This is a genomic window from Melioribacter sulfuriphilus, from assembly GCF_051488685.1.
Classification (GTDB): Bacteria; Bacteroidota; Ignavibacteria; order Ignavibacteriales; family Melioribacteraceae; genus Melioribacter.
The window spans coordinates 41,319-67,029 of sequence record NZ_JBPSEH010000003.1 but is presented as its reverse complement, the minus strand read 5'-3'; the positions used below and the strand labels follow the sequence as shown (position 1 = coordinate 67,029).

The window sequence follows — 25,711 nt, the reverse complement described above, 5'->3', positions numbered from 1 at the left end:
CTCTTTTTTTATCCTTTCTATTTTTTCCTCAATGATTTATTTTTATTCTCAATGAAACGCTTGATAATCATATTAATAGCATTGGCTGTTCCCGTCGAGGCTCAAATTTCGGAAATTTCATTTACAGGTAATTATACTACTACATCGAAATTGTTTTTAAATCCCGAATTATCAGATACTGAGCTGCAGTCAGTTTATCATGAGTTGAACGATATCTACAGCTTTGGAGTAGAAATACGCTACAAAATATCTGAGTCAGTTGAGACAGCACTGGCATTCGAAATGCTTCGCAAAACAATCACAAGGGATGATTTCAATCTCAATGGAATTGCCATATCGATCGAAGAAGGATACAGTGTCTTTCCAGTTGATATAAGTATTTATTATCGACTTCCTTTTTCGTCGGATAAGTTCAATTTTTTTATTGGCGGAGGACTCGGAATTTATGCTGGAAAAATGATTCGCAATGTTTTGAATGTATCGACGAAAGATGCCAGATTCAACATCGACTTTGGAATTCAGGCTTCGCTGGGAATCGATTATTTTATAAACGATGTGATTGCTGTGAGGGGACATATTCTTTTCAGAGACCCTGAAATTAAATTGAAAAATAAATACAGCGACACATTTGTGAATTATGAAGGAAGGATTTATTTGCTTCCTGAAGAGTATACTACAAAAGTAAATGTAGACGGCATGACATTCGGTATCGGAATAGTTATAAACACTATTGCTTTAATGCCTTTCTGATTGATTAACTATTTCTCGTAAGTTGCTTATATTTCGAACAAGTAAAAAATGATAATTTGAAAGATGGTTATTTATCTTACAGGTTTCATGGCCAGCGGCAAAAGTACGATAGGTCCCATACTGGCGAATGTTATGGGTCTCGACTTTTTTGACCTCGACGATGAAATAGTTAAGCGGGAAGAAATGTCGATAGTCGATATATTCGAAAAAAAGGGTGAAATCTATTTCAGAAATGTCGAAACCCAGCTTTTGAAAGAAATATCGCAAAACGACAATGCTATTATATCGCTCGGAGGCGGGACAATTACTTATAATGAAAATCTAAAATTCATGAAGGAACACGGCTTAATAGTATATCTTAAAGTAGATATAGAAACTCTCTATAACAGATTGAAAAACAAAACGGATCGACCGCTGTTCAAAGATCTTGTATTGAATGATTATAGCAAGGAAGAATTTATAAAAAGAATAAATAAATTGTTTGACAAACGAAGTTATTATTATGAACAGGCTGATTTAACAATTGTTTGCGACTCGCGACCTGTTGGTCTTACAGTTGACAGAATTGCCCAACACATTCAAAGGAAAATAAATGAAAAAAATAAACATTGATGCCCCTTCCAGAAATTACGACGTTTATATCGGAGGCAGCGTTTTCACTAAATATTCTTCAAAAATTAATTCACTTGCCGAAAATAACGACTCGATCATTATAGTCGACTCGAAAGTATACGAACTTCACAAAGGAAAAATAGAACATCTACTGCACGGCGTTAATGGAAACTCAATTGTATATAAATTCAAAGCCGATGAAAAAAATAAGTCGTTTGAAAGTATGAAAAAAATTTTTGATTTAATGCTTCGAAAAAAAATGGGAAGGAATACTTTGCTAATAGCCATCGGCGGAGGCATAACGGGGGATCTGAGTGGTTTTGCAGCTTCGGTTTATGCAAGAGGAATTCGTTATATTCATATTCCAACGACTTTACTTGCTATGGTCGACAGTGCTATAGGCGGCAAAACAGGCATCAACTACGGTCATACAAAAAATATCATCGGCACGTTTTATCAACCCGAATCGGTATTTATAGAAACAGATTTTATTAAAACCCTTCCTCGAGAAGAAATCCTGTGCGGACTCGGCGAAGTAATTAAATACGGTTTACTTATTGGTGACGATTTTTTTAATTACGTGGCAAGAAATTATCACAGGGCTTTTGACTATAATGGAGCTTTTCTCAATAAGGTAATCTGTGAATCGGTTTTGTTCAAAGGAAGCACGGTTGAAAATGATGAAAAAGAAAAAAGCGGGTTGAGAAAAATCTTGAATCTTGGACACACTTTTGCACATGCAATCGAAGTCGAACAAGATCACAAAATTAAACACGGCATGGCTGTAATTGCTGGTATTGGATGTGCTTTGCATCTTTCGAATAAGATAGGGCTGATGAATGATGAATATCTGGAAAACTATCTTTCGTTGATAATCAAATTCAGAGACGAAATAAAATTAAAAAAATATAATTCTGAGGCAATCTATAATATTATGTTTCGTGACAAAAAAAATAAAAAAGGCACAATTAATTTTGTGTTAATCGAAAAAGCGGGCAAACTTGTAATTGATGCTGAAGCCGATAAAGCGGACGTACTCTACTCGATTAAAAACGGTCTTCAATACTTTGAAGCATAATTGTAAATGAAAAAAATTCTGTTATTGTTGTTAATTGTAGCAGGAATAATTCCTGCAGAATCGAAAAGAGAAACTCGCGCAGTATGGCTGGCAACAAACCATCGCCTCGACTGGCCTCCTCCTACGTATGACATCGATATCCAGAAAAATGCCTTGATTGAAATTTTCGATTCGATAAAGGCTAAAAAATTGAACACTGTCTACCTTCAAGTAAGAAGCAACGGTACGGTTATGTTCAATTCTTCTTACGACCCTCCGAGTCCATTTATTTCTCCGCAATTCGACGTGCTCTCGTTTGCAACGAAAGAAGCTCATAAAAGAGGACTCGAAATTCACGCATGGATTAATGCCGTTCAGGTTTTTGCTACTAATTCTTTGAGAATGGATTCAAACCATATTGCAGTTAGAAAACCAGAATGGATTTTAAAATATAAAGATGAAAATGGCACTTCGCTCTGGTTGGACATAGGACGTCCAGAGGTTAGAAATTACCTAAATAATCTGGTTATGGAATTAATCGAAAAATATGACGTTGACGGAGTTCAACTCGATTATATCAGGTATCCTGGTAACAACATTAACGACGACTCTTCTTATTACAATTATGGCAATAATAAAAATCGCAATGAATGGCGTAGAAATAACGTTACGGAGTTGATTGAACAGATTTATAAAAATATAAAATCGAAAAAGCCATACGTTAAAGTTGGTGCCACTCCGATTGGTATCTACAAGAATCTTGACGGAATGTATGGCTGGGAAGGATATTCACAGGTTTATCAGGATTCTCGCGAATGGCTGCGCCGAGGCATCCTCGATTATATTGCTCCTCAGATCTATTGGTCTTTTGAAGACCAAACTTCATTCGATAAAATTGCACGCGAGTGGGTCAATAACTCGTACGGGAAAGACGTTGTAGTCGGAATAGCAGCATATAAACCGGAAGTAAAAGCAGTGATAAATAAAATGGTCAATTTTTCCAGAGATATCGGCGCCGCCGGCATTGCATTCTTCAGGTACTCGAACATTAAGGAAATCCGCATTGAATCGTTTGCAAACATTTCCATTCCACAAAAAGTTAATGGGATGGATACTTTTAATAATTTTCAGCTATCAACTTTTACCGCTGAATATTCAAAAAAATCGAGCTCAATAGAATTGAGATGGCAAAATAATAATAGTGGTTCTGATATTAATTATTATGCAATTTATTGCCTGCCCGATTCAAGTTCACTTTTAAGTAACGATTATTTAATCGATCTTATTCCAGCTGAAAATAATTCTTACAGGCTGGAGATAAACCGTTTAAAATTTCCACGTTGCTACTTTGCTATAACTTCACTCAACAGATATTGGCTGGAAAGTAATCGAGATTCACGTCTGCCATCCATCGATTTATTTGAAGGCTTGAGCGACATTCTGACAAAAGAACAAAAGCCCTTGCTTGTTAAAGGTAACGACGGCACTATTAAATTGCTTTGTTACAGTCAAGACAACGAAACTATCAAAGTCGAATATCAATCGGTAGATACAAGTCTAATTAAAGAATATATTTTGAAATCAGGTAAAAATATAATTGTAGAGAAAGACGTACCGACAGATTTGAATCATATAGTTATAACATTTAAAAAGTCGAATAAAAAAACCGAACTAAAATTCTAAAACGAGATTAAAAATGGGAAAAATCAAATCCAAAAAAAGTCAAAGTCGAAATAAAGTGGTTAAGATAATCGCTGCACTGGCGTCAATCATTTTTTTAATTTATTTATTGAATTTACCACGACTTTTTATGAATAAAAATAAAGGCGATGAGGAATTGAACAGAGCGTTAAAAAACAAGACAGCTTTTTCATTCGTAAAAGAAGGTGAACTTTCGTTTGTCACCGGGAGCGATGAACAGATTGTTAAAATCGACGTGGAAATCGCAGACGACGATGTTCAACGTGCTACAGGACTAATGTATCGCGAATATATGGCAGAAAATCAGGGAATGCTTTTCATCTTTCCATACGAAAATGAGCAATCGTTCTGGATGAAGAATACAATTCTACCTCTCGATATGATATTTGTAGATGCCGAAGGGAACATTGTGAAAATTCATAAATATACGACTCCTTACTCCGAGTCGTCTTATCGATCGGGCCGGCCAGCAAAATTTGTGGTTGAAGTCAATGCAGGATTTACCGATAAGTACGGCATTAAAGAGGGCGATCGTATAGTCTGGCGAAGATTATAAATCTACTGTCCCGAGCAAGCGTTCGGGACAGCAAAAAAATTACATAACAAACATACTGATATCGCCAGCCCCTTCGCGGATTACTTCGGGTTCTTCTTCGCTTAGATCAATTATGCTGGATGGTTTTCCTTCTAAAGCTCCAACGGAGAGCATTAAATCGATCTGGTTGTTGAAAATCAATCTAATTTCTTCGGGGTCATATAAAATTTCTCCCTTTCTGTTCGTAACGCTTGTGCTGATAATCGGATTGCCCAATTCTTTTGCAAGCATTAAAGCCACTTTATTGTCGGGAATTCTTATTCCCACGGTTTTTCTTTTAGTCCATAATTTTTTCGGTACCTCTTTTGCTGCGGGCAGTACGAATGTGTATGGCCCAGGCAGCAATTTTTTCATTGTTTTATAGGCATAGTCAGATACTTTTGCATACTTCGAAATATCTTTCAGATCGGGACAAATGAAACTAAAGAGTTTGGTTCCGGAATCCTGTTTTATAGTATAAATTCGTTCGAGTGCCTCATGGTTGAAAATGTCGCAGCCGATACCGTAAATTGTATCGGTGGGATAGATTATCACACCCCCACGGCGCAATACTTCGACGGCTTTGTTTATATATCTTTGCTGGGGTGTAATGGGATGCAATTCGTAGAACTCCATTTATCCTCCTTTTATCTGTTTGGATAGGATGTATGCGGTTGATTGTGCGACGACATTTTAGATAGCTTTAACATCACACCTTAATGTTAAAAGTTATTTCCAAATTGTCAACTAAAAAGATATATTTCTTTTTAAATTTTTAAGAGAAAGTCAAATGTTCAAAAAAATACCACCTACGGTTATAGTTCTCGGTGTTATCAGTTTTTTCACCGATTTTGCAAGCGAAATGCTCTATCCAGTAACGCCACTCTTTTTGACAGCAGCACTCGGCTCTTCGATGGCTGTAGTGGGACTTATTGAGGGTTTGGCAGAAATGACCGCTGGATTTATGAAAGGATATTTCGGTGTTCTTTCGGATAAGATCGGTAGACGAAAAATATTCGTGCAAACAGGATACGGATTGTCGGGTATTGTCAAATCTCTGCCTGGTATTTTCCCGTTTGTTACGACGGTCTTTGTATCCAGAATTGTAGATAGAATTGGCAAAGGAATCAGAACTTCGCCCAGAGATGCATTGCTCGGCAGTTATTCAAACGAAAACAATTCCGGAACAGTTTTTGGATTCCATCGTTCGATGGATACTCTTGGTGCTGTTGCTGGCCCTTTAGCAGCAATTGTTCTTCTTTATTTTTACCCTGCAAATTATATACTGATTTATCTTGTGGCTTTAGTGCCTTCTTTGTTAGCAATAGGATTTACGTTTCTTATAAAAGAAATTAAGACACCAACAGCAAAAATTGGAAGCCGAAAAACTTTCCTTCTGTTCTGGAAAACTGCTCCGACTAATTATAAATATGTGGTTTTTATAATGACTCTCTTCTCGATTGTCAATAGCAGCGATGTATTTCTGGTCCTACGCTCACAGGATATATCAAAGTCTGATACTATGGCTATTGCCGGTTATGTATTTTTTAATATCGTTTATTCCCTGCTGTCGTATCCGCTTGGAATTATTTCGGATAGAATTGGTAAGAAATATATTATCTCGATGGGTCTGATTATCTTTTCGTTTGTCTATCTGATATTTGCGCTCTATCAATCGATTATTGTTATCTGGCTCTGTTTTGCGCTCTATGGTTTTTATTCGGCCTCTACCGAAGGCATAATAAAAGCCTGGGCAAACGACCTTAGTGATCCATCATTTAAAGGTTCGGCTATCGGGTTGCTAAATGGTATGATGAGTCTTGGAGTTTTAATCGGGTCGTTTTTTACAGGACTGCTGTGGGATCTATATGGTTTTCAACTTCCTTTTTTAATTTCTTCTGCGGTTAGTTTTGTTCTGGCTCTTCTTTTGCTGATAAAAAGACTTTAATTGTTCGAAGAGGACCTCGAAACGGAAATTATTTTCGGATTAGAAAAGTGGAAAAATTTTTTTGAAGCGAGTGAAAAGAGAATATAATAGGTAGCTGTCGTTAATACAGCAAAAAGGAAAGAGATCAATTCATTGCCCCGGAACAGAAATTCAAAAGAGAAAGCTGCAATTATGCTGATTACAAAAATTAAAACGGGTAGGCCATAAAGCAGAAATGCTGATTTCAGAATAGACGAGCCGCTAACTGCAATCTTTACTTTGTCGCCTGGTAGAGCTCCATAGGGATCGTGAGCTATAATAATCTTTGTATCGCCGCCAGTTGGCTTGCAAATTAAACGGGCGGAACATTCCGTGCAATCTTTAACATCTTTTAGAATTATCTCGGAATATTTTCCCAGCGACCGCGAAACTATTCCTTCTTCAATTATAAGTTCTTCTTTCATTTCAATTAGTCGACGTCATTATTTTTTCTACTTTTCTTATAGCGCGGGTTGAACACTTTTCAATCGGAATTTCCAGCGAGTTCAATAATTCGTAATGAATTACTGCGAGGTTGTCAATAATTTCAATTGCGCCGTTTGAATTACGCGAGCAGATGCCGCAGCCAATACATGCAGCTGAGCAATTCTCTTTTGAAGTTTTCGGGTCGTCGTGACTTTTGCAATAAACGAATAAATCTCTATCAGCAGGGTGCATCTCGATTATTCCACGTGGGCAGGCTTGAGCACATAATCCACACCCTTTACATAATTCTTCAATAATGACTGGTAGATTGTCCTCTCCCATATAAATTGCGTTAAATTTGCAGGCTTTGACGCAATCGCCACCGCCGAGGCAGCCATAACTACATTTTTTGTTGCCGCCTGCTACAATTTCCATCAGAGCGCAATTCAAAGGACCTGTATAAAAAACGTCTTTGTTCTTTGCTTTGTCGACTCCACCTCCGCATAAAATTCTCGGTAAATATTTAACAGTATTTCCTGCGTCGCTGCCTACAATTCGTGCAATTTCCGCTGTAGCCTCTTCATCGCATACAGGACAGGAAGATGGTGCAACTTTACCTTCCACTACTTTAACCGCAAAATCGTAACATCCGGCATTACCACAGGCTCCACAATTTGCATTCGGAAGTAGTTCATGAACTTTAGAAATTAAAGGATTTTCTTCAACTCTCAGTTTCTTATCGGCAAATGCAAGTCCTCCGGCAAAAATAAATCCAAGTCCTCCCATAGTTGCCAGTGCAATCAACAAAATTGAGTCCATTATTCCCTCACGATATAGTTATCAAAATTATGAGATTTATGAATTCCACCTGAGGAGTCGACAATTATAGCTTCTGTATTTTCGAGTGAGTTAATTAATTTCAAAGCTTCTTCAATCTTCATTACAAAAAGCGCAGTCGATAGAGCATCGGCAGTCATTGCGTTGGGTGCAATTACTGTAACAGATTCACATTCGTCTGCAGGTTTGCCCGTCAAGGGATTAAAAATATGTGTAATTCTTTTACCATTTGAATCGATATATTTTTCATAGTCGCCTGAAGTGGCCACTCCAAAGCCGTCGACTTTAATTGCTGTCAACAGATCGCCGGGTTTTCGCGGATGTTGAATCCCCACTTTCCAATCTTTACCTCTGGCAAAAATTTCCCCGCCGACGTTAATGAGAAACTCCTTAATACCGAAATTGGAAAGAAGGTTTGCAATTTTGTCTGCAGTGTAACCGGGAATACAAGCGTTAAAGTTAATTTTGATTCCAGCTGGTTTGATAAGAATATTTGGTTCGCGGAGTTTAATATTCTTCCAGCCGGAATTTGCAAGTGCTTTTTGAATTTCTTCTTCGGAAGGAATCCGATAATTGTCGGTGTTACTGTCGAATCCGTAGAGCAATCCGAGATTAGCAATAGCAGGGTCAAAAGCTCCTCTGGTCAGCTTCCAAAATTCATCGCATCTTCTCATCACATGAAAAATTTCGCGGTCGATGAGAATTTCGTCGGCAGCTGTGTTATTTATTTTCCACATTGGATTTCCGTCGATATACGTAGAAAAGAGGGTATCGATTCGGCGTGCTTCTTCGAAAGCTTTTGTTATGGCTTTATTTGCCTTTATCTCGTCTATTCCGCGCACCTGTATTTCGAGTGTACTGCCCATTACTATTGTATTGCGACTTACAGTTGTCTTGTCGGAACAGGCAGTTGCAAGTAGAAGCATTATGATGAAATACCTTTTCATATCAAATCATTCCTGCAAATCCCATAAACGCCAGAGCAAGAAGTCCGGCTGTAATTAAAGTGATTGGAGCGCCTTTAAATGCTTCGGGCACGTCAGCCATCTCAAGTTCTTCGCGTATTCCGGCCATTATAACCAATGCCATTGTAAATCCAGCGCCTGCACCAAGTCCGAAAAAGATGCTCTCCAAAAACGAGTAATTTCTCATCGACAATAATAAAGCGAGGCCCAATATAGCGCAATTCGTTGTTATGAGAGGAAGAAAAATACCGAGCGAACGATATATTGTTGGACTTACTTTTTTAATAACCATCTCTACAAACTGTACGAGGGAAGCAATTACTAAAATAAACGAAGGTATTTGTAGAAATTCAAGATTGTAAGGAACTAATATTTTAAAGTAGAGTATCCAGCTGACGACAGCGGTTATAACCATTACAAATGTTGTTGCCATTCCCATTGATACCGACGACGAAATTTTATTCGAAACACCGATAAAAGGGCAAATACCCAGGAAAAGTGAAAGCACAAAATTATTTACTATGGCAGCCGATATGAAAATTATTAGTAATTCCATTAAGCTTTATCCTCCTCGACTACAGCCCTACTGATTTTGTATTGCGAAATGATGGAATCAATTTCGGATTTTTTCTTTTTGTTTGTATAGCTGTTTGCAAGTCCCATCATTAATCCGAGCGTAATAAAAGCTCCTGCAGGAAGTATCATAATTAATAACGGCTGAAATAAGTCCGGTAAAATCTGGTATCCGAAAATGGTTCTGTTGCCGAATAATTCTCGAATGCTGCCCATTAAAGTAAGAGCAATCAAAAAGCCGGTTCCATTACCGAGCGCATCGAGCAACGACCGCAAGGGATTGTTCTTGGATGCAAAAGCTTCGGCCCGGCCTAAAATCAAGCAATTAACTACTATTAGAGGTACAAAAGGACCAAGGGCTTTGCTCAACGCTGGAAACTTAGCCTTCATAACCAGATCGGCTATTGTTACAAATGTTGCTATGATAACAATGTAGGCTGCTATGCGAACCTGGTTTGGAATCCATTTTCTAATTGATGAAATCAGCGTGCTCGAGAAGATAAGTACAAAAGTAGTTGCCAGCGCCATTGCCACGCCGTTGATTGCCGAAACGGTGACTGCAAGCGTGGGACACATCCCAAGCACCTGCTTGAAAGTCGGATTAATTTCCCATAATCCTTTAGTAAATTCTTTCCAGTATGAAATTTGTTTTTTCATAGTTTGTTCGCTTGCTTTTCGATTCTTGCTTTTTGTAATACATCGTTAATTATGGCGCAGACGGATTTGGATGAAATTGTAGCTCCAGTAATTGCCTGTATTTCATTTGGTTTTTCAGGATTCCTTCCCTTAACCCAATTTACTGAAGGTTGAGCTATTAAATTTTTGAATTGATTTTTGAAGTCGTCATCTGCAATCCGTGACCCGAGACCGGGCGTTTCGACCTGCTCTAAAATTTCAATAGCTGTAATTTTTGTCAATGTGGAATCAACGCCAAGCATCATTCTAATCTTTCCCTGGAAACCGTTGCCTTCAGCCACTATCGAATATCCCAGCGGATTACCATTTGCGTCGAAGACCTGATATATTTCGGCGAATTTAGTTTCGATTTTTTTGTAGCTTTTAGCGCTGCTTTGCACGAGATAAATTGCGGCTTCTGTTTCAGCAAGTCTATTTGCTTCGATATGTGGAGCCGCCCAATTTGAAACACCTGCCAGTACGGCACCCGATATCAGAGCTATTGAAGTAAGTACAATAATCATTTTAATGCTGTTGTTCATTTTACCTCGCCGAAAATTTTCGGGTGTGTGAATTTATTTATAAGCGGCACAAAGGCGTTCATTATTAAAATGCTGTACATAACTCCTTCTGGTAGACCTCCAAAAAGTCGTATTACTACAATTAGCAGAGAAATTAACAGACCGTAAATCCACATGCCAGTTGAAGTATAAGGAGAAGTTACCCAATCCGTTGCCATGAAGAATGCGCCCAATAAAAATCCACCGCTAAAGAGATGAAACAGAGGATTCGGATATTTAATTGGGTCAATAAACCAGAAGATAGAACTGAAAAAGAGCAAACCGAGAATCATTGATAAAGGAATTCGCCAGTTTACAATTTTAATCCCAATTAAAAAAATCCCTCCGATAATTATTGCCAGAGCCGAAGTTTCTCCTATTGAACCGCCGACGTTGCCTATAATCAAAGGTTTAATCTCAGTTACAACTTTATCGAATTTTAACGCAGCTAATGGCGTAGCTGAAGTGACGGTGTCAACTGCAAAATTTGGTTTGCTCCATGTTGTCATATCAACTGGATATGCCGCCTGAAGAAAAGCTCTTCCTATCAATGCTGGATTAAAAATATTGTATCCGAGTCCTCCAAATAATTCTTTCCCAATGATTATTGCAAATGCCGAGCCGACCGCTGTGGCTGTCAGTGAAAAATCAGGAGGTATAATTAAACCAAGCAGTAATCCTGTTAAAAATGCGCTGCCGTCATAAATCGTAATTTCAGCACCCCTGATTTTCTTTACTATTGATTCGGATATAATTGCAGAGGCACAACTTACTCCAATTATAATTAATTGATAAAACCCGAAAAAAATTACTGCCGATATTATAACTGGTACCAACGATAAATTTACCAGCCACATTACCTGCTGTGTGGTATATTTAGAATGAATGTGTGGCGAACTGCTTAGTTCTAACCCGGAAGTTAGATTAACCGATTGATTAGCCGAATTTGACATTGATTTATCTTGTTTAATTTGTCCTTTGTTTGATTAAAGCCAACGATTTTTGTTTGCCAAAACGAATCCATTGCACGAGCGGAATTCCAGCCGGGCAATTGTATGTACATGTTCCGCACTCCATGCAGGATTGTATTCCCATATCGATTGCTTCTTCGAGTTTATTGAATCTGGTAAATTTATATAAACGTGTCGGTGCAAGATTGAGCGGACAAACAGATAAACATTTGCCACAATTAAGACAATTACTTTCTTGTGTTCTTGATGCTTCTTTTTCTGTTAGAATCAGTATTCCAGAAGTGGCTTTTGAAACAGGAGTATTAAAATCGAATTGTGCAAATCCCATCATCGGGCCGCCCGCAATAATTTTTTTAGCATTTTCTTTTATGCCACCGCAATATTCGATAATATTTTTTATTGGCGTTCCAATTGGCACAATAAGATTTTTTGGTTCGTTAATGCCGAGTCCGGATACTGTTAAAAAGGCGTTAATCTGAGGCTCGCCCTTTGTTACTGCATTATAAACTGAAATTGCTGTGCCGACGTTTTGAATAATACAACCAACATCAAAAGGCAGCTTGCCTGCGGGCACCTCTCTTCCCGTAACTGCCTTTATGAGCATTTTTTCTGCGCCCTGCGGATATTTTGTTTTTAATACTTTCAGAGAGATTGTCTCTTCTTTCTTTAAGAAAGACTCCAATTTTTTTATTGCTTCGGGTTTATTGTCCTCTATACCAATAATTCCATTTGAAACACCGGTAGCTTTAAGAATTAATTTTAGTCCGGCAACTAATTCTTCTGTCTTTTCAAGGATTAAGCGAAAGTCTCTTGTAAGATAAGGCTCGCATTCGCAGGCGTTGATAATAACGTAATCTATCTTTTTATCCGGTGGAGGAGATAGTTTTACATAAGTAGGGAATGCTGCGCCTCCCTGTCCTACAATTCCTGCAAGTTTAACTCTTTCAATAATCTTTTCGCGTTGCACTGTTTCAGGATTCAGAGGTTCCATAAAAACTTCTTCATCGTTATCGATGCGATTGATGATAACTGCATTCGACCGCATTCCATTTAATGTGATTATCGAAATCACTCTGTTAATTACACCATTGATAGGCGAGTGTACTGGAGCTGATATAAAGCCGTCGGGTTCGGCAACAATCTCGCCTTTTTTGACAGTGTCGGCTTTCTTTTTTATCAAACGCGCCGGTTTACCTGCGTGCTGGGAAAGTGGTAAATAAATTTGATCGGGGAGGGGTAAAAATTCGAATCCTTTTTCCGAACTAAGTTCTTTCATCTCAGTCGGATGAACCCCGCCTTTAAATGTAATATGCATGGCTTCCTCGTAAATTAAATAAAGAGAAAACATAAATTATGCCAGTGGAGAGCAAAATATTTGTAAAATTGATTTAAGGATTTGAATTAATAAAACAGGTATAAAGGAGTTAATTAGAGTTGATATCGGCTATTATTTTATGTTGAGAAAAATAATCTTCTCTTTTGTAAGAATTACTTCTCAGTTTAAATTGCGATTGGCTCTTGATAGTAATCCGACATCCTGACGTTCACAGGCGGTAAAATTTCGGAGCTGATATTGAGATTGCCTGGTTCGATATCCACAAGAAACAAAGAAGGATTATTTCCTTCCATTGAGGCGCCAGCATTCAGAATAAGCATCCCTTTGCGTTCATAGGTTTTCATATCGTGACTGTGCCCGTGCATGATTATCCGAACGCCATGCCTTTTGAAAAGCGATAATAATTTCTTTTTACCCCTGAGTTTCATTGTATGACTTTCAATGCGGCCCCAGATCGAATTTCCCGAGCTTTTGGCCGTTTCGTTATTTTTGTAAAAATGGTGGTGTATCAATATTATTTTTTCTTTGCTTTCAATTTCTTTTACGGAAAGCAACATATCTACTTCTTCCCGCTCCGTTTTTCTTACTTTACCATTCGACGAAAATGGATTTTTTAATTTAGAATAGTAATCGACGGAGTTGATACCGATAAATGCAATGTTGTCGATAATCTTTAAGTAAGGGAAATATTTGTCTTCTCTGACTGTGATTGTCGATTTGAACAAATTGCTAAAGTATTCACAAAAGATATCAACTTTCAATTCGTAATTTGTTTTTTGACAACGAGAAGGAAATTCAATAATATCCGAAGCAAGTTCCACACCGCCATATATATCGTGATTCCCGATTACAAGCGAAGCTTTGTCAGAACGGAATAGATCATACTTTATTAACAAATCTCTCAAATCAGCAAAATCTCTTTCGTTCGAATTGTCCGAAATATCGCCTGTAATTACAATGTGATCGGCGTTCTTATTCAGAGCATATTCAATTAATCTTTCTGTCTTTTCGAAATTTTTTCTTCTGAATTTCCTGTTAAGATGGAGGTCGGAAATATGGGCTATTTTCATAATTAAGTATAAATTTATTTTGCGACTAAATTAACGTTCTAATATCAAGAGAGTTTTATCGCAATGTTAAGTAAAAATTAATTATTCTTTTTGAAGCCTAAGTGGAATTTAACTAAATTCGAAAGAGGAAATAACGCTACTTAACAATTTGGTAACAGAGAGCTAACTTATTCTTAACATAAAAGAAATTTTTTTTTACCAATTTTGTACTTTCTCAAATAACAATAACTCAAAATGAAGAAGAAAATACTCTTTATAGGCGGTTCTCTCAATCAAACCACAATGATGCACAAAATATCAAAGTATTTCGAAGATTACGACTGTTATTTCACACCTTTTTACGACGACGGATATATTGGATGGTTTGCTTCCAAAGGGATACTCGATTTTACGATTCTCGGAGGGAATTTCAAGAAGATGACGCTTGAGTACCTTGAAAGCAATAATCTTAAAATCGATTATAAAGGGAGATTGCATGACTACGATCTTGTTTATACATGTGCCGATCTGCTTGTGCCCAAAAATATCAGAAATAAAAAATTGATTCTTGTGCAGGAAGGAATGACCGACCCGGAGAATTTTGCATTCTATCTGGTAAAATATTTTAATTTTCCGAGATGGATTGCAAGCACTTCTACAATGGGGATGTCTAATCTGTACGATATTTTCTGCGTTGCCTCAGAAGGTTACAAGGAATTATTCGTGCGTAAAGGTGCCGACCCGAATAAAATTTTTGTAACGGGTATTCCGAATTTCGATAATGCAAAAGAATTTTTGAAGAACGATTTCCCTCATAAAAATTATGTACTCGTTGCTACTTCAGATTCGAGGGAAACATTTAAATACGAAAACAGAAAGAAATTTATCAGAAGATGTGTTGAAATTGCAAATGGACGGCAGTTGATTTTCAAGCTTCATCCGAATGAAAACGTCCAAAGGTCGACACGAGAAATTAATAAATATGCCCCGGGTGCGCTCGTCTATCACAATGGAAATACTAATCATATGATTGCAAATTGCGACGTGTTGATAACTAAATACTCGTCGGTTGTATATATCGGTCTGGCGCTTGGAAAAGAAGTTTATTCGTCGTTTGACATAGAAGAATTGAAAAGATTGATGCCAATTCAGAATAACGGCACTTCGGCCGAAAGGATTGCAAAATTGGGCATCCACTATCTCGAATCGCCTCGTAACTCATTAAATGAGATTCATCAGAATTTCGACTTAATTACGGCATGAGAATAGTTACGGTCATACAGGCTCGAATGACATCAACGCGTCTTCCTGGTAAAGTTATGCTGCCGGTGCTCGAAAAACCGCTGATTACGAGGATGGTCGAACGAATACAAAAATCAATCATGAGCGATGAAATAGTTGTAGCAACTTCTGTTCAAAAAGAAGACGACCCGATTGAAAATTTATGTCGTGATATGAAGGTCGAATGCTTTCGTGGACACTTGACCGATCTTCTCGATAGACACTACAAAGCAGGCGTAAAATACGGAGCCGACGCGGTTGTTAAAATTCCATCCGACTGTCCGTTAATCGATCCAGCAATTATCGACAAAGTATTGAAATTCTTTTCCGAAGGCGATTATGACTACGCGAGCAATCTTCATCCAGCTACATACCCCGATGGAAACGACGTCGAAATAATGTCCATCGAGGCGCTCGAAAAAGCCTGGCGGGAAGCACATAAAAATTACGAGCGAGAACACACTACACCCTATTTCTGGGAAAATCCCCATCTGTTCAAACTCGGAAACGTCGAATGGGAAACTGGATTGAATTATTCGACTACTATGAGATGGACGATTGATTACGAAGAGGACTATCTTTTTATTAAAAGAGTTTTCGAAGAACTTTATCCTGTCAAACCCGATTTCGGTATTTATGACATTCTGGAGTTGCTCGAGCGCAAACCAGAAATTAAAATGATAAACGAAAAGTATCTCGGTAAATACTGGTACGAAAATTATCTCGACGAGTTGAAAAACATTGATGAATATAAAATAGCCATTAATAAAAAAACGGATAAATGAAATATGGCAAACAAAATAAGTCTTAACAACGACTATCCAGTCATTGAAAGATCGAATGAACTCTACAATAGAGCGCTCGGTTTAATTCCTTCGGTCACTCAAACTTTAGCCAAGGGTCCCACTCAATGGATTAATGGCGTAGCACCCAAGTATCTTGTTAAAGGAAAAGGTTCGCACGTATGGGATGCCGACGGCAACGAGTATATCGATTTTTTAATGGGGGTTGGTCCCCTGTCGCTTGGCTATTCATATCCCAGAGTGAACGAAGCAATTAAAAACCAACTCGAAGAGGGAATTACATTTTCGATGATGCATCCGCTCGAAGTCGAAGTTGCTGAAATAATTCGAGATATAATTCCAAATGCCGAAGCGGTTAGATACAGTAAAACAGGTGCCGACGTTACGAGTGCTGCAGTTCGGCTCGCAAGAGCATACACGGGTAAGAAAAAAATTCTTTGCTGTGGATATCACGGCTGGCACGACTGGTACGTTTCGGTTACAGCTCGTAATTACGGCATCCCTGAAGAAGTTCAGAAATTAACTTTTACTTTTGATTACAACAATATCGATTCGCTGAAGGATTCAATCGACGACGATACAGCCGCCGTTATTCTTGAACCTGTAGTTTTCCAGGAACCGAAAGATAATTTTTTGCATAAAGTAGCAGAAATATGTAACGAGAAAGGGATTGTTCTTATCTTCGATGAAATGTGGACGGGCTTTCGTATGGCTCTCGGGGGCGCACAGGAGTATTTCGGTATTACTCCTGACCTGGCAACTTATTCAAAAGCTGTTGCCAATGGAATGCCAATTGCAATTCTAACTGGCAAAAAAGAAATAATGAATCTGGCTGAGGAAGATGTATTTTTCTATACGACTTTCGGAGGTGAAGCGCTCTCGCTGGCAGCGGCTAAAGCTACAATTGAAGAAATTAAAGAAAAAAATGTGATACAGTTTCTCGATAAACAGGGCAAAAAAATTAAAGACGGGTACAACGAAATTGCAACAAAACTCGGTCTCGACTCAACACGAGCAATCGGTTATAACTGGCGGTCTATGGCAACGTTCGACCCAAAAGGAGGTGACCCACTTCTGCAAAAATCTTTTATGCAGCAAGAGATGATTAAAAGAGGCGTCCTCTGGCAGGGGTTTCACAATATCTGTTTTTCACATACCGATGAAGATATTGATTATACTCTGCAGGCCTTAGAAGAATCCCTGACGCTCCTGAAGAAAGCTATCGAAAGCAACAATTTGAAATCACTTCTCAGAGGCAAACCCGTCGAACCAGTTTTCAGAAAAACGGATAATTTTAATATGAAGCCGGTTACAAAAAGGTGAGTGAATCATGAAATTGTTTACGCTCGAAAATAAAATTGCAGTTGTAACTGGAGCACTCGGATTACTTGGCAGAGAGCATTGCAAAGCTTTATCGTCGGCTGGCGCTACTGTAATTGTTACTGATGTCGATGGAATTGCAGCTTCAGAGTTTGCAAAAGAACTATCTGGTAATTCGGTCGGAGTTCAGATGGATGTAACTAAACCGGAATCAATCAGGAAGGCAAGAGATTTAATACTTGAAAAATTTGGACAAATCGATGTACTGGTAAACAATGCAGCTATCAATGACATGTTCGAAAATCCGAAAGCCGCCGCAGAAGAATCAAAATTTGAAAATTATCCGCTTGAGTTGTGGCAAAAATCTCTCGATGTAAATCTAACGGGAATTTTTCTTACGTCTCAGATACTTGGAACTCCAATGGCAGAAAGAGGCAGGGGAAGCATTATCAATATTGCCTCGACATATGGAATTGTTGCTCCCGATCAATCGCTTTATCGCAATAAGGAAGGCATCCAGTCGTTTTATAAACCTCCCGCTTATTCGGTTACAAAAGGAGGGGTGATTATGTTTACGAAGTATCTCGCTGCATATTGGGGTCACAGAGGTGTACGCGTTAATACACTAAGTCCGGGAGGAGTAGAAAATAATCAGGATCAATTCTTCATTGAAAAATACTCCTCAAGAACGCCGCTCGGAAGAATGGCCAAACGTAACGATTACTGGGGAGCGTTGATATTCCTGGCAAGCGATGCTTCGGAATATATGACAGGCGCCAATCTGGTGGTCGACGGTGGATGGACGTGCTGGTAAAAACAATTAAAAGGAATTTGATATGTCGAAAAAAAAGATTACAAAAAAAGATCTTTATAAAAAAGCTTCTAAAATAAAATTGCTTCTTACAGACGTCGATGGAGTATTGACTGATACTGGAGTTTATTATTCTGCTGAAGGAGAATTAATGAAACGTTTTTCAATACGGGACGGTATGGGTGTTGAGCGCTTAAGAAGTCTCGTTGATGTAGAAACGGGAATCGTTACCCGAGAGGATACAAACATCGTTAAATCGCGTGCAGATAAACTAAAGATTAAAGAACTGCATATGGGCGTTATGGAGAAAGAAAAACTTCTGGAAGAAATACTGAAAAGAAAAAATCTTTCAAATGAGGAAGTGGCTTTCATTGGTGACGATACAAATGATATTGGCATTATGAAACTTGTGGGACTTTCGGCATGTCCTTCGGATGCAACTCCATTTGCCAAAAAGGCGGCAGACATTATTCTAAAACACAGCGGCGGAAATGGTGCATTCCGTGACCTTGCCGAGTTAATAATCGAAGCCAAACTGAAAGAAATTAAAAAGAGAAAGAAATGAGTGTAAAAGTGGGCAAAAAATTTATCGGCGATGGTGAACGTGTCTATATAATTGCGGAAATTGGGATTAATCACAATGGCTCGCTCGAACTGGCAAAAAAGCTGATTGACGGTGCGGTCTTTGCCGGATGCGACGCCGTGAAGTTTCAAAAACGCACGCCCGAATTGTGCGTTCCAAAAGACCAGTGGCATATCGAACGCGATACTCCATGGGGAAGAATTACTTATATCGAATACCGCCGTAAGGTTGAATTCGGCTACGACGAATACAAAGAAATAGATCGTTATTGCAAATCGAAGGGTATCGACTGGTTTGCTTCTGCGTGGGACGAAGAAGCTGTCGATTTCCTCGAAAAATTTGACCCGGTTATGTATAAAGTTGCATCGGCTTCTCTTACCGACGATCGATTGCTGTCCAGAATTAAATCGACTGGCAAACCAATTATGCTGTCGACCGGAATGTCCACACTTGAAGAAATAGACCGAGCAGTAGATTTTCTTGGAAAGAAAAATCTTTTGATTGCTCAATCGACTTCGACTTATCCATGCAACCTTGAGGAATTAAATCTACGCGTAATCGAAACATATAAAAAAAGATATCCTGAAATTCCAATCGGATATTCAGGTCACGAAACTGGACTGGCTCCATCGCTTGCAGCCGTAGCACTGGGCGCTACTTTTATCGAACGGCATATAACTCTCGACAGAGCCATGTGGGGAACAGACCAGGCTGCTTCCGTTGAAATTGGCGGAATGTTTAGACTGGTGAAAGATATACGCGATATCGAAAAAGCTCTTGGTGACGGTGTGAAGAAAGTTTATGAAAGCGAATTAAAAAGTAAAGTAAAATTACGCAGGAGCGGATAATGAAAAGAATAATTTCTTTAATTGTCTTATTTTTTCTCCCTCTTTTTCTGAATGCAGGTCAGTACGACGTTGAATCACCCTCAAAAAAATTGATAGTTACAATCAACACCGACAATCATCTTACATATTCTGTCTCTTATGACAAAGTTACAATTATCAAACCATCTGCAATTTCGTTGATACTTGACAGAGGAATATTGGGAATAGACCCTTCCATAAAAAATAAGTCAATCGATTATGTCAATCGCGAACAGAGACCAGTACTAAGACAAAAATATGCTGTAATCAAAGATGAGTACAACGAGTTACGTTTAGATTTTGAAAATAATTTTTCTCTTTATGTAAGAGTTTACGATGAAGGCTTCGGTTACAGAATATCGACTCGATTCGATGATTCGATAACGGTAAAAGACGAAATTTTTGAAGCAAATTTTGCAAACGATTTCAATATCTTCTTCCCCCAGGAAGATAGCTTCATGTCCCATTCTGAACGTCTTTATAAATATCTTCCAATTAGTAAAATTGACGAAAAAAGTTTTTGCTCTCTGCCAGCTTTAGTTGATTTAAATAATTCGCTTAAAGTTGCAATCACTGAAGCGGATCTGTGTGACTATGCAGGACTCTATCTCAGAGGCACAAATTCGACGGTACTGAAGGGACTCTTTCCATTTTATCCCGCTGAAACCGAAATCAAAAGCGACAGGGACGTTTATGTGACAAAACGGAAAGATTATATTGTCCGTACAAATGGAACAAGAAATTTTCCGTGGCGTGTGTTTGTAATTTCAGATAACGACGGTATGCTAATTGAAAATACAATGGTTTATAAACTCGCTCAGCCTCACGATCCAGATATCGATTTTACATGGATTAAACCCGGCAAGGTTGCGTGGGATTGGTGGAATGCAAACAATGTTTATAAGGTTGATTTCAGAGCAGGCATTAATACAGCCACATATAAGTATTATATCGATTTTGCTTCTCAGCACGGAATTGAATATGTAATTCTCGACGAAGGCTGGTATAAATTGGGTAACCTTCTCGAAGAAAGTCCGGGAATTAACATCAGAGAAATTGTTGAATATGCCAGGGAAAAAAATGTAGGAATAATTTTATGGGTAATCTGGAAAACACTCGACGACCAATTCGAAGAGGCGATGAATCTATTTGAAGAGCTCGGCATTAAAGGAATAAAGGTCGATTTCATGCAAAGGGACGATGCCTGGATGGTCAATTACTATTACAAAGTTGCTAAAGAAGCTGCCAGAAGAAAATTCCTCGTCGATTTTCATGGCGCTTATAAACCAACTGGACTATACAGAACATATCCGAACGTAATTACAAGCGAAGGTATTCTCGGCCTCGAACACAATAAATGGAGCAACAACGTTACACCCGAGCACAATGTTACAATTCCATTTATCCGCATGCTCGCCGGACCGATGGACTATACTCCCGGTGCAATGAATAATGCAGTTAAAGAAAATTTTAGAGATATATTCACTCAACCGATGAGCCAGGGCACAAGATGCCACCAGCTTGCAATGTATGTGATTTTTGAAAGTCCTTTGCAAATGCTGGCAGACAGTCCGACGAATTATCTTCGCGAAAAAGAGTCGTTGGAATTTCTATCAATTGTGCCAACCGTCTGGGACAAAACAAAAGTGCTCGATGCAAAAGTGGGCGACTATGTTGCAATTGCCCGAAAGTCGGGAAATAAATGGTTCGTAGGTGCCATGACCGACTGGAGCGCGAGAACTTTAAAACTCGATTTTTCGTTTCTGGAGGACAATAGAGAGTACAAGATTACAATCTATCAGGACGGTATAAATGCAGATCGAAATGGGAATGATTATAAAGTTGTAAAATCTACTGTCAGAAAAGGTGATAAAATTGAAATTAATATGGCTACCGGCGGCGGATGGGTTGCAATTATTGAATAAAATCTTTTATGAGCTATGGATTTTGAATCTTACGAATTAATATCGTATCTGATTATTGTCTCTGCAGCCATTTTGTTTGTTATACTCGAACGGATATTTCCCTACAACAAGGGGCAGGAAATCTTACGCAAAGGATTTTTTGATGATCTTGCATTATATACGATAGCTCAGAGCTATCTGCTTGGTATTTTTATTTTTACTGTAATCATTAAAGGAATCGACAGTGCGACCGGCTTATCGCGCCTCGGCTTGTTTGCCGATGTACCTATATGGATTCAATTGATCTTTTTTACAGTCACACACGATTTTTATATCTACTGGATGCACAGATGGCAGCATCGAAATAAATTTTTATGGCGCCTGCACGAAGCTCATCATTCGCCTGAAAAAGTAGATTGGCTTTCCGGTTCGCGTAGCCATGCGTTCGAAATTCTGATAAATCAAACTGTGGAGTTTATGCCGATCGTATTACTCGGATCGCCGCCAGAAGTAATTGCTTACAAAGGGGTTATTAGCGCCCTCTGGGGAATGTATATCCATTCCAATTTGAATGTCCATACCGGCTGGTTACAATATATAATTAACGGACCTGAGATGCATCGATGGCATCACACAACAGGTAAAGGTAGAAATCGGAATTTTGCAACTAAACTTGCGATATGGGATTGGCTTTTTGATTCTGCATTTCTGCCAGGAGAAAAAGCCGAACAATACGGCTTAAAAACATTTTTTCCCAGTAACTATTTCTTGCAATTCCTTTATGCCTTTAGGCCATTTAACAAAAAGAAAAACAGCCTGCTCAATAAAATTTTTCGATAAAATTTCGGCAGGCTGTTTTCTTTCTACTATAAACCGGGAATAATTCTATCGCCAGGATACTGAACAGTAAAAGTGTAACTAATTGTTTTTGTCTCTTCAGGGTCCAGTTTCACTTTCCATTCGAGCATACCAGTAGATGCATTAAAACTTGCCCCGCCGCTCTCAATTAGTTCCACTTTTATATCTTCGTTTTTTGAGACTGGAATGTTATCCTGCAATATAACTTCAACCGGAACCTGTTTCTTGTTGCTCAATGACAATTCGTATTTGAATTGACGTACAATATCTTTGCTCAGGAATTTATCTTCCTTAAAATCTCTTATTAATTTTCTGCCGGTAATTATCGATTGGTCCCTTCCCGCCGAAATTTGAAGTGTGTCTGTTGCGATATCTGTATTGAGATAGCTTTTCCCGATGTAACTGTTCTCCAGATAAATATTAACTTCGCCGCTGAGCAGGTCGAATTTTTTCCAGTTGATTAAATCAATAACTAAAAATGCATTGTCGTCGTACTTCGGTACTGCATAATATTTATAATAAGCATCAATCACAAAATTATTTATCATAACTGAATGTGGTATACCATCAGACGGGATCGTGTAATTTAATGCAGGTATGAAGTCGGTCGTAAGTATGTTTTGTTCCTGACTGAATGACTGATTGATAACTCTTTCGTTAAGGAGGTCTTCGGTTACCATTGCAGCATTTTCTCTTTTTAATTTTGGAACCGCTTCGTAATAAATTGGCTTTTCTTTAAAGTCTATCAGCCAGGGACTCAGCTCTGGTTTTATATTGCTTCGTTGCGGATTTCGTGTGGACAAAATTATTTTGACATTATTCCAATCAATGCCACTCTGCTGCCGTATATCGGTTTTGTAAGAGGTAGTTGGAGATTCCTGCAGGTTGTTTATTCTTATGTCGTAGTTTGGTCTCCAACCCGCATCGTTAATCATATATGAGATATCAATTGCAGTATTCCGTGCAGAAGGCGAGAGCAGTACAATTTTTAATTCGTGTTGCGGCCGTGTATCTTTGAGATATTCAATTTGTTTTTTTAATCTGTCGATGTAGCTTTTTAATGTCTCATTTTGATCGTCTATTTTTCGTAACTCGGATTTAATTTCCGAGAGTCGTTCACCGTAGTAACTTCCTAATTTTTTTATATTGTCGATCAAAAGGGAAACGTTGCCTTCTTTAATTTCTTTGTTGGCAAGTATCAATTCCCATTGTGCTTTCAGGATTTCTGACCTGTCGTTATTAGTCTTTAATTTATCTTCTAAAATTTTCAAGGAATCTTCCAGATTTTTGATTCTGTCGTTTGTGAAGTTTTTTTTCAGATAGTTAATTTCTTTGGTTAACGAAAGAATTGTGACGTCGCTTTCAATTTTGATGTTGATGCTGCTTGGGTCAAAATCGCCGGCCAGGCCTTCCAAAAAAATTACGTTTTCGCCTTTTTTAAGTGGAAGCACTGCAGTATGTTTCAATTCGGCTCCGCTGATGTAAACTTTTACTTCTTTAAGGTTTGTTTTTATAGACTCGGCGGGAAAAAGATTAACACTGATGAAAAAAATTGATAATAAGAAAAATAATCGTTTCATACTTTGCCTCTTAGATGTTGGTTTTTTATACCCGGTTTTTTCTCAGGTGGTTCCTTTATAATCGCCTTTATATTAACCGAGCCTTTATATATCTTTGTAAATCGATTTAATACGTTGAAACGGCAAGAAACATACAATGAAAAAGCTACTAATTGAATTTCTTAAAAAGCATTTCAAGGAAATTGCTTCCAATTGGTCTGCCAAATTAAAACAACTATTTAAAGATAAACTTTCGGATTCGCAAATTGAAACATTTACAGAAAGCTCTTTGCTTACATTTATTGATGTTCTGGAAGAAGGCGATTATAAAATTGCAGATCTCTACCTGATTGAAATTTATACTCTGTGTTCGAATTTGAATATGAGTCTAATTGATGTAAGTCAACTTTTCAGTCAGGGGAGGTATGCAATACTGAATATTATCGAAACTGAACAGGCAGGTCCTAACGACCCGATAATACTACTTGGATTTGTCGACGAAATTATCGAGCAGCTCTTTGCTCGCTATAGCATGCTTCATCAGGAAGCTAAAATGAATGAATTAAAATATGACCGCGACCGTCTGGCTTCAAAACTTGAATTGAGTCAGCAATATCTTAAAAACATTCTCCACACTTCCGATTCCGCCATAATGATGGTTGACGAAAACGAAAAGTTTATTGCCTGGAATAAAGGAGCAGAGAGAATCTTTGGATATACTGAAGAAGAAATTATCGGGAAACCGTCCTCGTTTTTATTACCGGAAGGAAAGAAGTATCAAGATGAATTAAAGAAGATTCAAAAAGAGGTTAAAGAAGGGGCAACAAAAATTCTTGAAACCGAGCGCAGAACAAAGGACGGCAGAATATTGAGTGTAAAACTGAGCGTATCGAAATTGCCGGGGAGTAACGGTGGTTATGCCGGCAGGTCGATAATTATAAAGGATTTTACCGAGTTCAAAAAATTGCAGGCTCAAATTGATCAATCAGAAAAATTAGCAGTAATTGGTCAGCTTGCTGCAGGTGTTGCACACGAAATTGGAAACCCACTGGCTTCGATCTCATCACTGGTTCAAATTCTTCAACGAAAGAGTAAAGATCCTTTTTTCACGGAACAATTGTCAAATATTAAAGAAAATATCGATAGAATTTCCAAAATAGTTAGAGAACTGGTTGACTTTTCGAGACCACCGAGTTACGAAAAGTCGATGAGCGACATTTCTGATATTATTAAAACCGCACTCGGAATTGTTAAATACGATAAACGCGTTAAGAAAGTGAAATTCGAAACCGACTTAAAAGAATCGCTGCCGAGAATTAATGTAGCAACAGACCAGATACTCCAGGTTTTTGTAAACATTTTAATTAATGCACTCGACGCCATCGAAGGCAATGGTCGTATTACGGTTAAATCTGATTACGATGATGATTTTATTTATGTCCATTTTTCGGACGATGGCTGTGGCATGGACGAAAATACACTCAAGCAAATTTTCGACCCCTTCTTTACAACTAAAGAAGTCGGTAAAGGTACCGGACTCGGACTATCGGTCAGTTATGGCATAATTAAACAATATAACGGAGAAATAACCGTCAAAAGTAAATTGAACGAAGGAAGTACATTCACGGTTAAAATTCCAATTAAAGAAAATACTAAAAGTAATATGAGGTAAAT

General features: G+C 38.2%; 26 protein-coding genes. 15 read left to right on the top strand and 11 right to left on the bottom strand.

The features are described from left to right. Positions 1–51 precede the first annotated feature (51 nt). The 5 genes from ACSSV9_RS05365 (at position 52) to ACSSV9_RS05345 (ending at position 4,676) form a co-directional block, all read left to right on the top strand. A complete protein-coding gene (locus ACSSV9_RS05365; RefSeq protein WP_437346212.1) occupies positions 52–750 on the top strand; it encodes an outer membrane beta-barrel protein in 699 nt (232 codons plus the stop codon). Positions 751–813: 63 nt separating this feature from the next. Next, a complete protein-coding gene (locus tag ACSSV9_RS05360; protein ID WP_437346211.1) occupies positions 814–1,362 on the top strand; it encodes a shikimate kinase in 549 nt (182 codons plus the stop codon). Next, complete coding sequence (gene aroB, locus ACSSV9_RS05355) at positions 1,343–2,440, top strand: 3-dehydroquinate synthase (RefSeq protein WP_437346210.1); 1,098 nt, start codon at positions 1,343–1,345, stop codon at positions 2,438–2,440. The genes ACSSV9_RS05360 and aroB overlap by 20 nt, the downstream gene beginning before the upstream one ends. A 6-nt stretch (positions 2,441–2,446) precedes the next feature. Further along, positions 2,447–4,102, top strand: a complete 1,656-nt coding sequence (locus ACSSV9_RS05350) for a glycoside hydrolase family 10-like protein (RefSeq protein WP_437346209.1) — start codon at positions 2,447–2,449, stop codon at positions 4,100–4,102. A gap of 13 nt (positions 4,103–4,115) precedes the next feature. Further along, positions 4,116–4,676, top strand: a complete 561-nt coding sequence (locus ACSSV9_RS05345; protein WP_437346208.1) for a DUF192 domain-containing protein — start codon at positions 4,116–4,118, stop codon at positions 4,674–4,676. Positions 4,677–4,715: 39 nt separating this feature from the next. Here ACSSV9_RS05345 and ACSSV9_RS05340 read toward each other — a convergent pair whose 3' ends face one another. Continuing rightward, complete coding sequence (locus ACSSV9_RS05340; protein ID WP_437346207.1) at positions 4,716–5,330, bottom strand: L-threonylcarbamoyladenylate synthase; 615 nt, start codon at positions 5,328–5,330, stop codon at positions 4,716–4,718. Between the two features lie 154 nt (positions 5,331–5,484). Here ACSSV9_RS05340 and ACSSV9_RS05335 point away from each other — a divergent pair, with 154 nt between their 5' ends. Continuing rightward, positions 5,485–6,642, top strand: a complete 1,158-nt coding sequence (locus ACSSV9_RS05335; protein WP_437346206.1) for an MFS transporter — start codon at positions 5,485–5,487, stop codon at positions 6,640–6,642. Here ACSSV9_RS05335 and ACSSV9_RS05330 read toward each other — a convergent pair. From ACSSV9_RS05330 to ACSSV9_RS05290, 9 genes are all read right to left on the bottom strand, one after another. Then, entirely contained in the window at positions 6,639–7,085 is a 447-nt protein-coding gene (locus ACSSV9_RS05330) for a SoxR reducing system RseC family protein (RefSeq protein ID WP_437346205.1), read from the bottom strand. The genes ACSSV9_RS05335 and ACSSV9_RS05330 overlap by 4 nt on opposite strands. Before the next feature lies 1 nt (position 7,086). Then, the gene (locus tag ACSSV9_RS05325) at positions 7,087–7,905 is read right to left on the bottom strand and encodes an RnfABCDGE type electron transport complex subunit B (protein ID WP_437346204.1); all 819 of its coding nucleotides are present in this window, start codon (positions 7,903–7,905) and stop codon (positions 7,087–7,089) included. Further along, entirely contained in the window at positions 7,905–8,870 is a 966-nt protein-coding gene (locus ACSSV9_RS05320; protein WP_437346203.1) for an FAD:protein FMN transferase, read from the bottom strand. Before ACSSV9_RS05320 ends, ACSSV9_RS05325 begins: the two co-directional genes overlap by 1 nt. Before the next feature lies 1 nt (position 8,871). Next, positions 8,872–9,444 (bottom strand): electron transport complex subunit RsxA, encoded by a 573-nt coding sequence (gene rsxA, locus ACSSV9_RS05315; RefSeq protein WP_437346202.1) that lies wholly within the window; start codon positions 9,442–9,444, stop codon positions 8,872–8,874. Then, on the bottom strand, positions 9,444–10,118 hold the full coding sequence (gene rsxE, locus ACSSV9_RS05310) for an electron transport complex subunit RsxE (RefSeq protein ID WP_437346201.1): 675 nt from the start codon (positions 10,116–10,118) through the stop codon (positions 9,444–9,446). Before rsxE ends, rsxA begins: the two co-directional genes overlap by 1 nt. Continuing rightward, positions 10,115–10,678: an RnfABCDGE type electron transport complex subunit G gene (locus ACSSV9_RS05305; RefSeq protein WP_437346200.1), complete on the bottom strand. Its 564-nt coding sequence runs from the start codon at positions 10,676–10,678 to the stop codon at positions 10,115–10,117. Before ACSSV9_RS05305 ends, rsxE begins: the two co-directional genes overlap by 4 nt. Then, complete coding sequence (locus ACSSV9_RS05300; protein WP_437346199.1) at positions 10,675–11,649, bottom strand: RnfABCDGE type electron transport complex subunit D; 975 nt, start codon at positions 11,647–11,649, stop codon at positions 10,675–10,677. The genes ACSSV9_RS05305 and ACSSV9_RS05300 overlap by 4 nt, the downstream gene beginning before the upstream one ends. A 13-nt stretch (positions 11,650–11,662) precedes the next feature. Beyond that, positions 11,663–12,982, bottom strand: coding sequence for an electron transport complex subunit RsxC (gene rsxC / locus ACSSV9_RS05295; RefSeq protein WP_437346198.1), 1,320 nt, complete (start codon positions 12,980–12,982; stop codon positions 11,663–11,665). A 185-nt stretch (positions 12,983–13,167) separates the two neighbouring features. Then, entirely contained in the window at positions 13,168–14,073 is a 906-nt protein-coding gene (locus ACSSV9_RS05290; protein WP_437346197.1) for a metallophosphoesterase family protein, read from the bottom strand. 234 nt (positions 14,074–14,307) lie between these two features. Between ACSSV9_RS05290 and ACSSV9_RS05285 the strand changes: the two genes are divergently transcribed. Genes ACSSV9_RS05285 through ACSSV9_RS05250 form a run of 8 tightly spaced genes read left to right on the top strand, consistent with a single transcriptional unit; the run spans position 14,308 to position 22,460 of the window. Then, a complete protein-coding gene (locus tag ACSSV9_RS05285) occupies positions 14,308–15,315 on the top strand; it encodes a CDP-glycerol glycerophosphotransferase family protein (RefSeq protein WP_437346196.1) in 1,008 nt (335 codons plus the stop codon). Further along, positions 15,312–16,118, top strand: a complete 807-nt coding sequence (locus tag ACSSV9_RS05280; RefSeq protein WP_437346195.1) for a cytidylyltransferase domain-containing protein — start codon at positions 15,312–15,314, stop codon at positions 16,116–16,118. Before ACSSV9_RS05285 ends, ACSSV9_RS05280 begins: the two co-directional genes overlap by 4 nt. Before the next feature lie 3 nt (positions 16,119–16,121). Next, positions 16,122–17,459, top strand: coding sequence for an aminotransferase class III-fold pyridoxal phosphate-dependent enzyme (locus ACSSV9_RS05275; RefSeq protein ID WP_437346194.1), 1,338 nt, complete (start codon positions 16,122–16,124; stop codon positions 17,457–17,459). A gap of 7 nt (positions 17,460–17,466) precedes the next feature. Next, positions 17,467–18,270 carry an SDR family oxidoreductase gene (locus tag ACSSV9_RS05270; protein WP_437346193.1) on the top strand — a complete coding sequence of 268 codons (804 nt, stop codon included), beginning with the start codon at positions 17,467–17,469 and terminating at the stop codon, positions 18,268–18,270. Positions 18,271–18,292: 22 nt separating this feature from the next. Beyond that, positions 18,293–18,832, top strand: coding sequence for a KdsC family phosphatase (locus ACSSV9_RS05265; RefSeq protein WP_437346192.1), 540 nt, complete (start codon positions 18,293–18,295; stop codon positions 18,830–18,832). Further along, positions 18,829–19,698, top strand: a complete 870-nt coding sequence (locus tag ACSSV9_RS05260) for an N-acetylneuraminate synthase family protein (RefSeq protein WP_437346191.1) — start codon at positions 18,829–18,831, stop codon at positions 19,696–19,698. Before ACSSV9_RS05265 ends, ACSSV9_RS05260 begins: the two co-directional genes overlap by 4 nt. Beyond that, positions 19,698–21,641: a glycoside hydrolase family 97 protein gene (locus ACSSV9_RS05255; protein ID WP_437346190.1), complete on the top strand. Its 1,944-nt coding sequence runs from the start codon at positions 19,698–19,700 to the stop codon at positions 21,639–21,641. The genes ACSSV9_RS05260 and ACSSV9_RS05255 overlap by 1 nt, the downstream gene beginning before the upstream one ends. Positions 21,642–21,656: 15 nt before the next feature. Then, a complete protein-coding gene (locus tag ACSSV9_RS05250) occupies positions 21,657–22,460 on the top strand; it encodes a sterol desaturase family protein (protein WP_437346189.1) in 804 nt (267 codons plus the stop codon). Between the two features lie 26 nt (positions 22,461–22,486). On the opposite strand, the gene ACSSV9_RS05245 is transcribed toward ACSSV9_RS05250, so the two are convergent. Beyond that, entirely contained in the window at positions 22,487–24,058 is a 1,572-nt protein-coding gene (locus ACSSV9_RS05245) for a DUF4139 domain-containing protein (protein ID WP_437346188.1), read from the bottom strand. A gap of 136 nt (positions 24,059–24,194) precedes the next feature. On the opposite strand from ACSSV9_RS05245, the gene ACSSV9_RS05240 reads away from it, so the two are divergent. Further along, positions 24,195–25,709 carry a two-component system sensor histidine kinase NtrB gene (locus tag ACSSV9_RS05240; RefSeq protein ID WP_437346187.1) on the top strand — a complete coding sequence of 505 codons (1,515 nt, stop codon included), beginning with the start codon at positions 24,195–24,197 and terminating at the stop codon, positions 25,707–25,709. Positions 25,710–25,711: the final 2 nt, after the last annotated feature.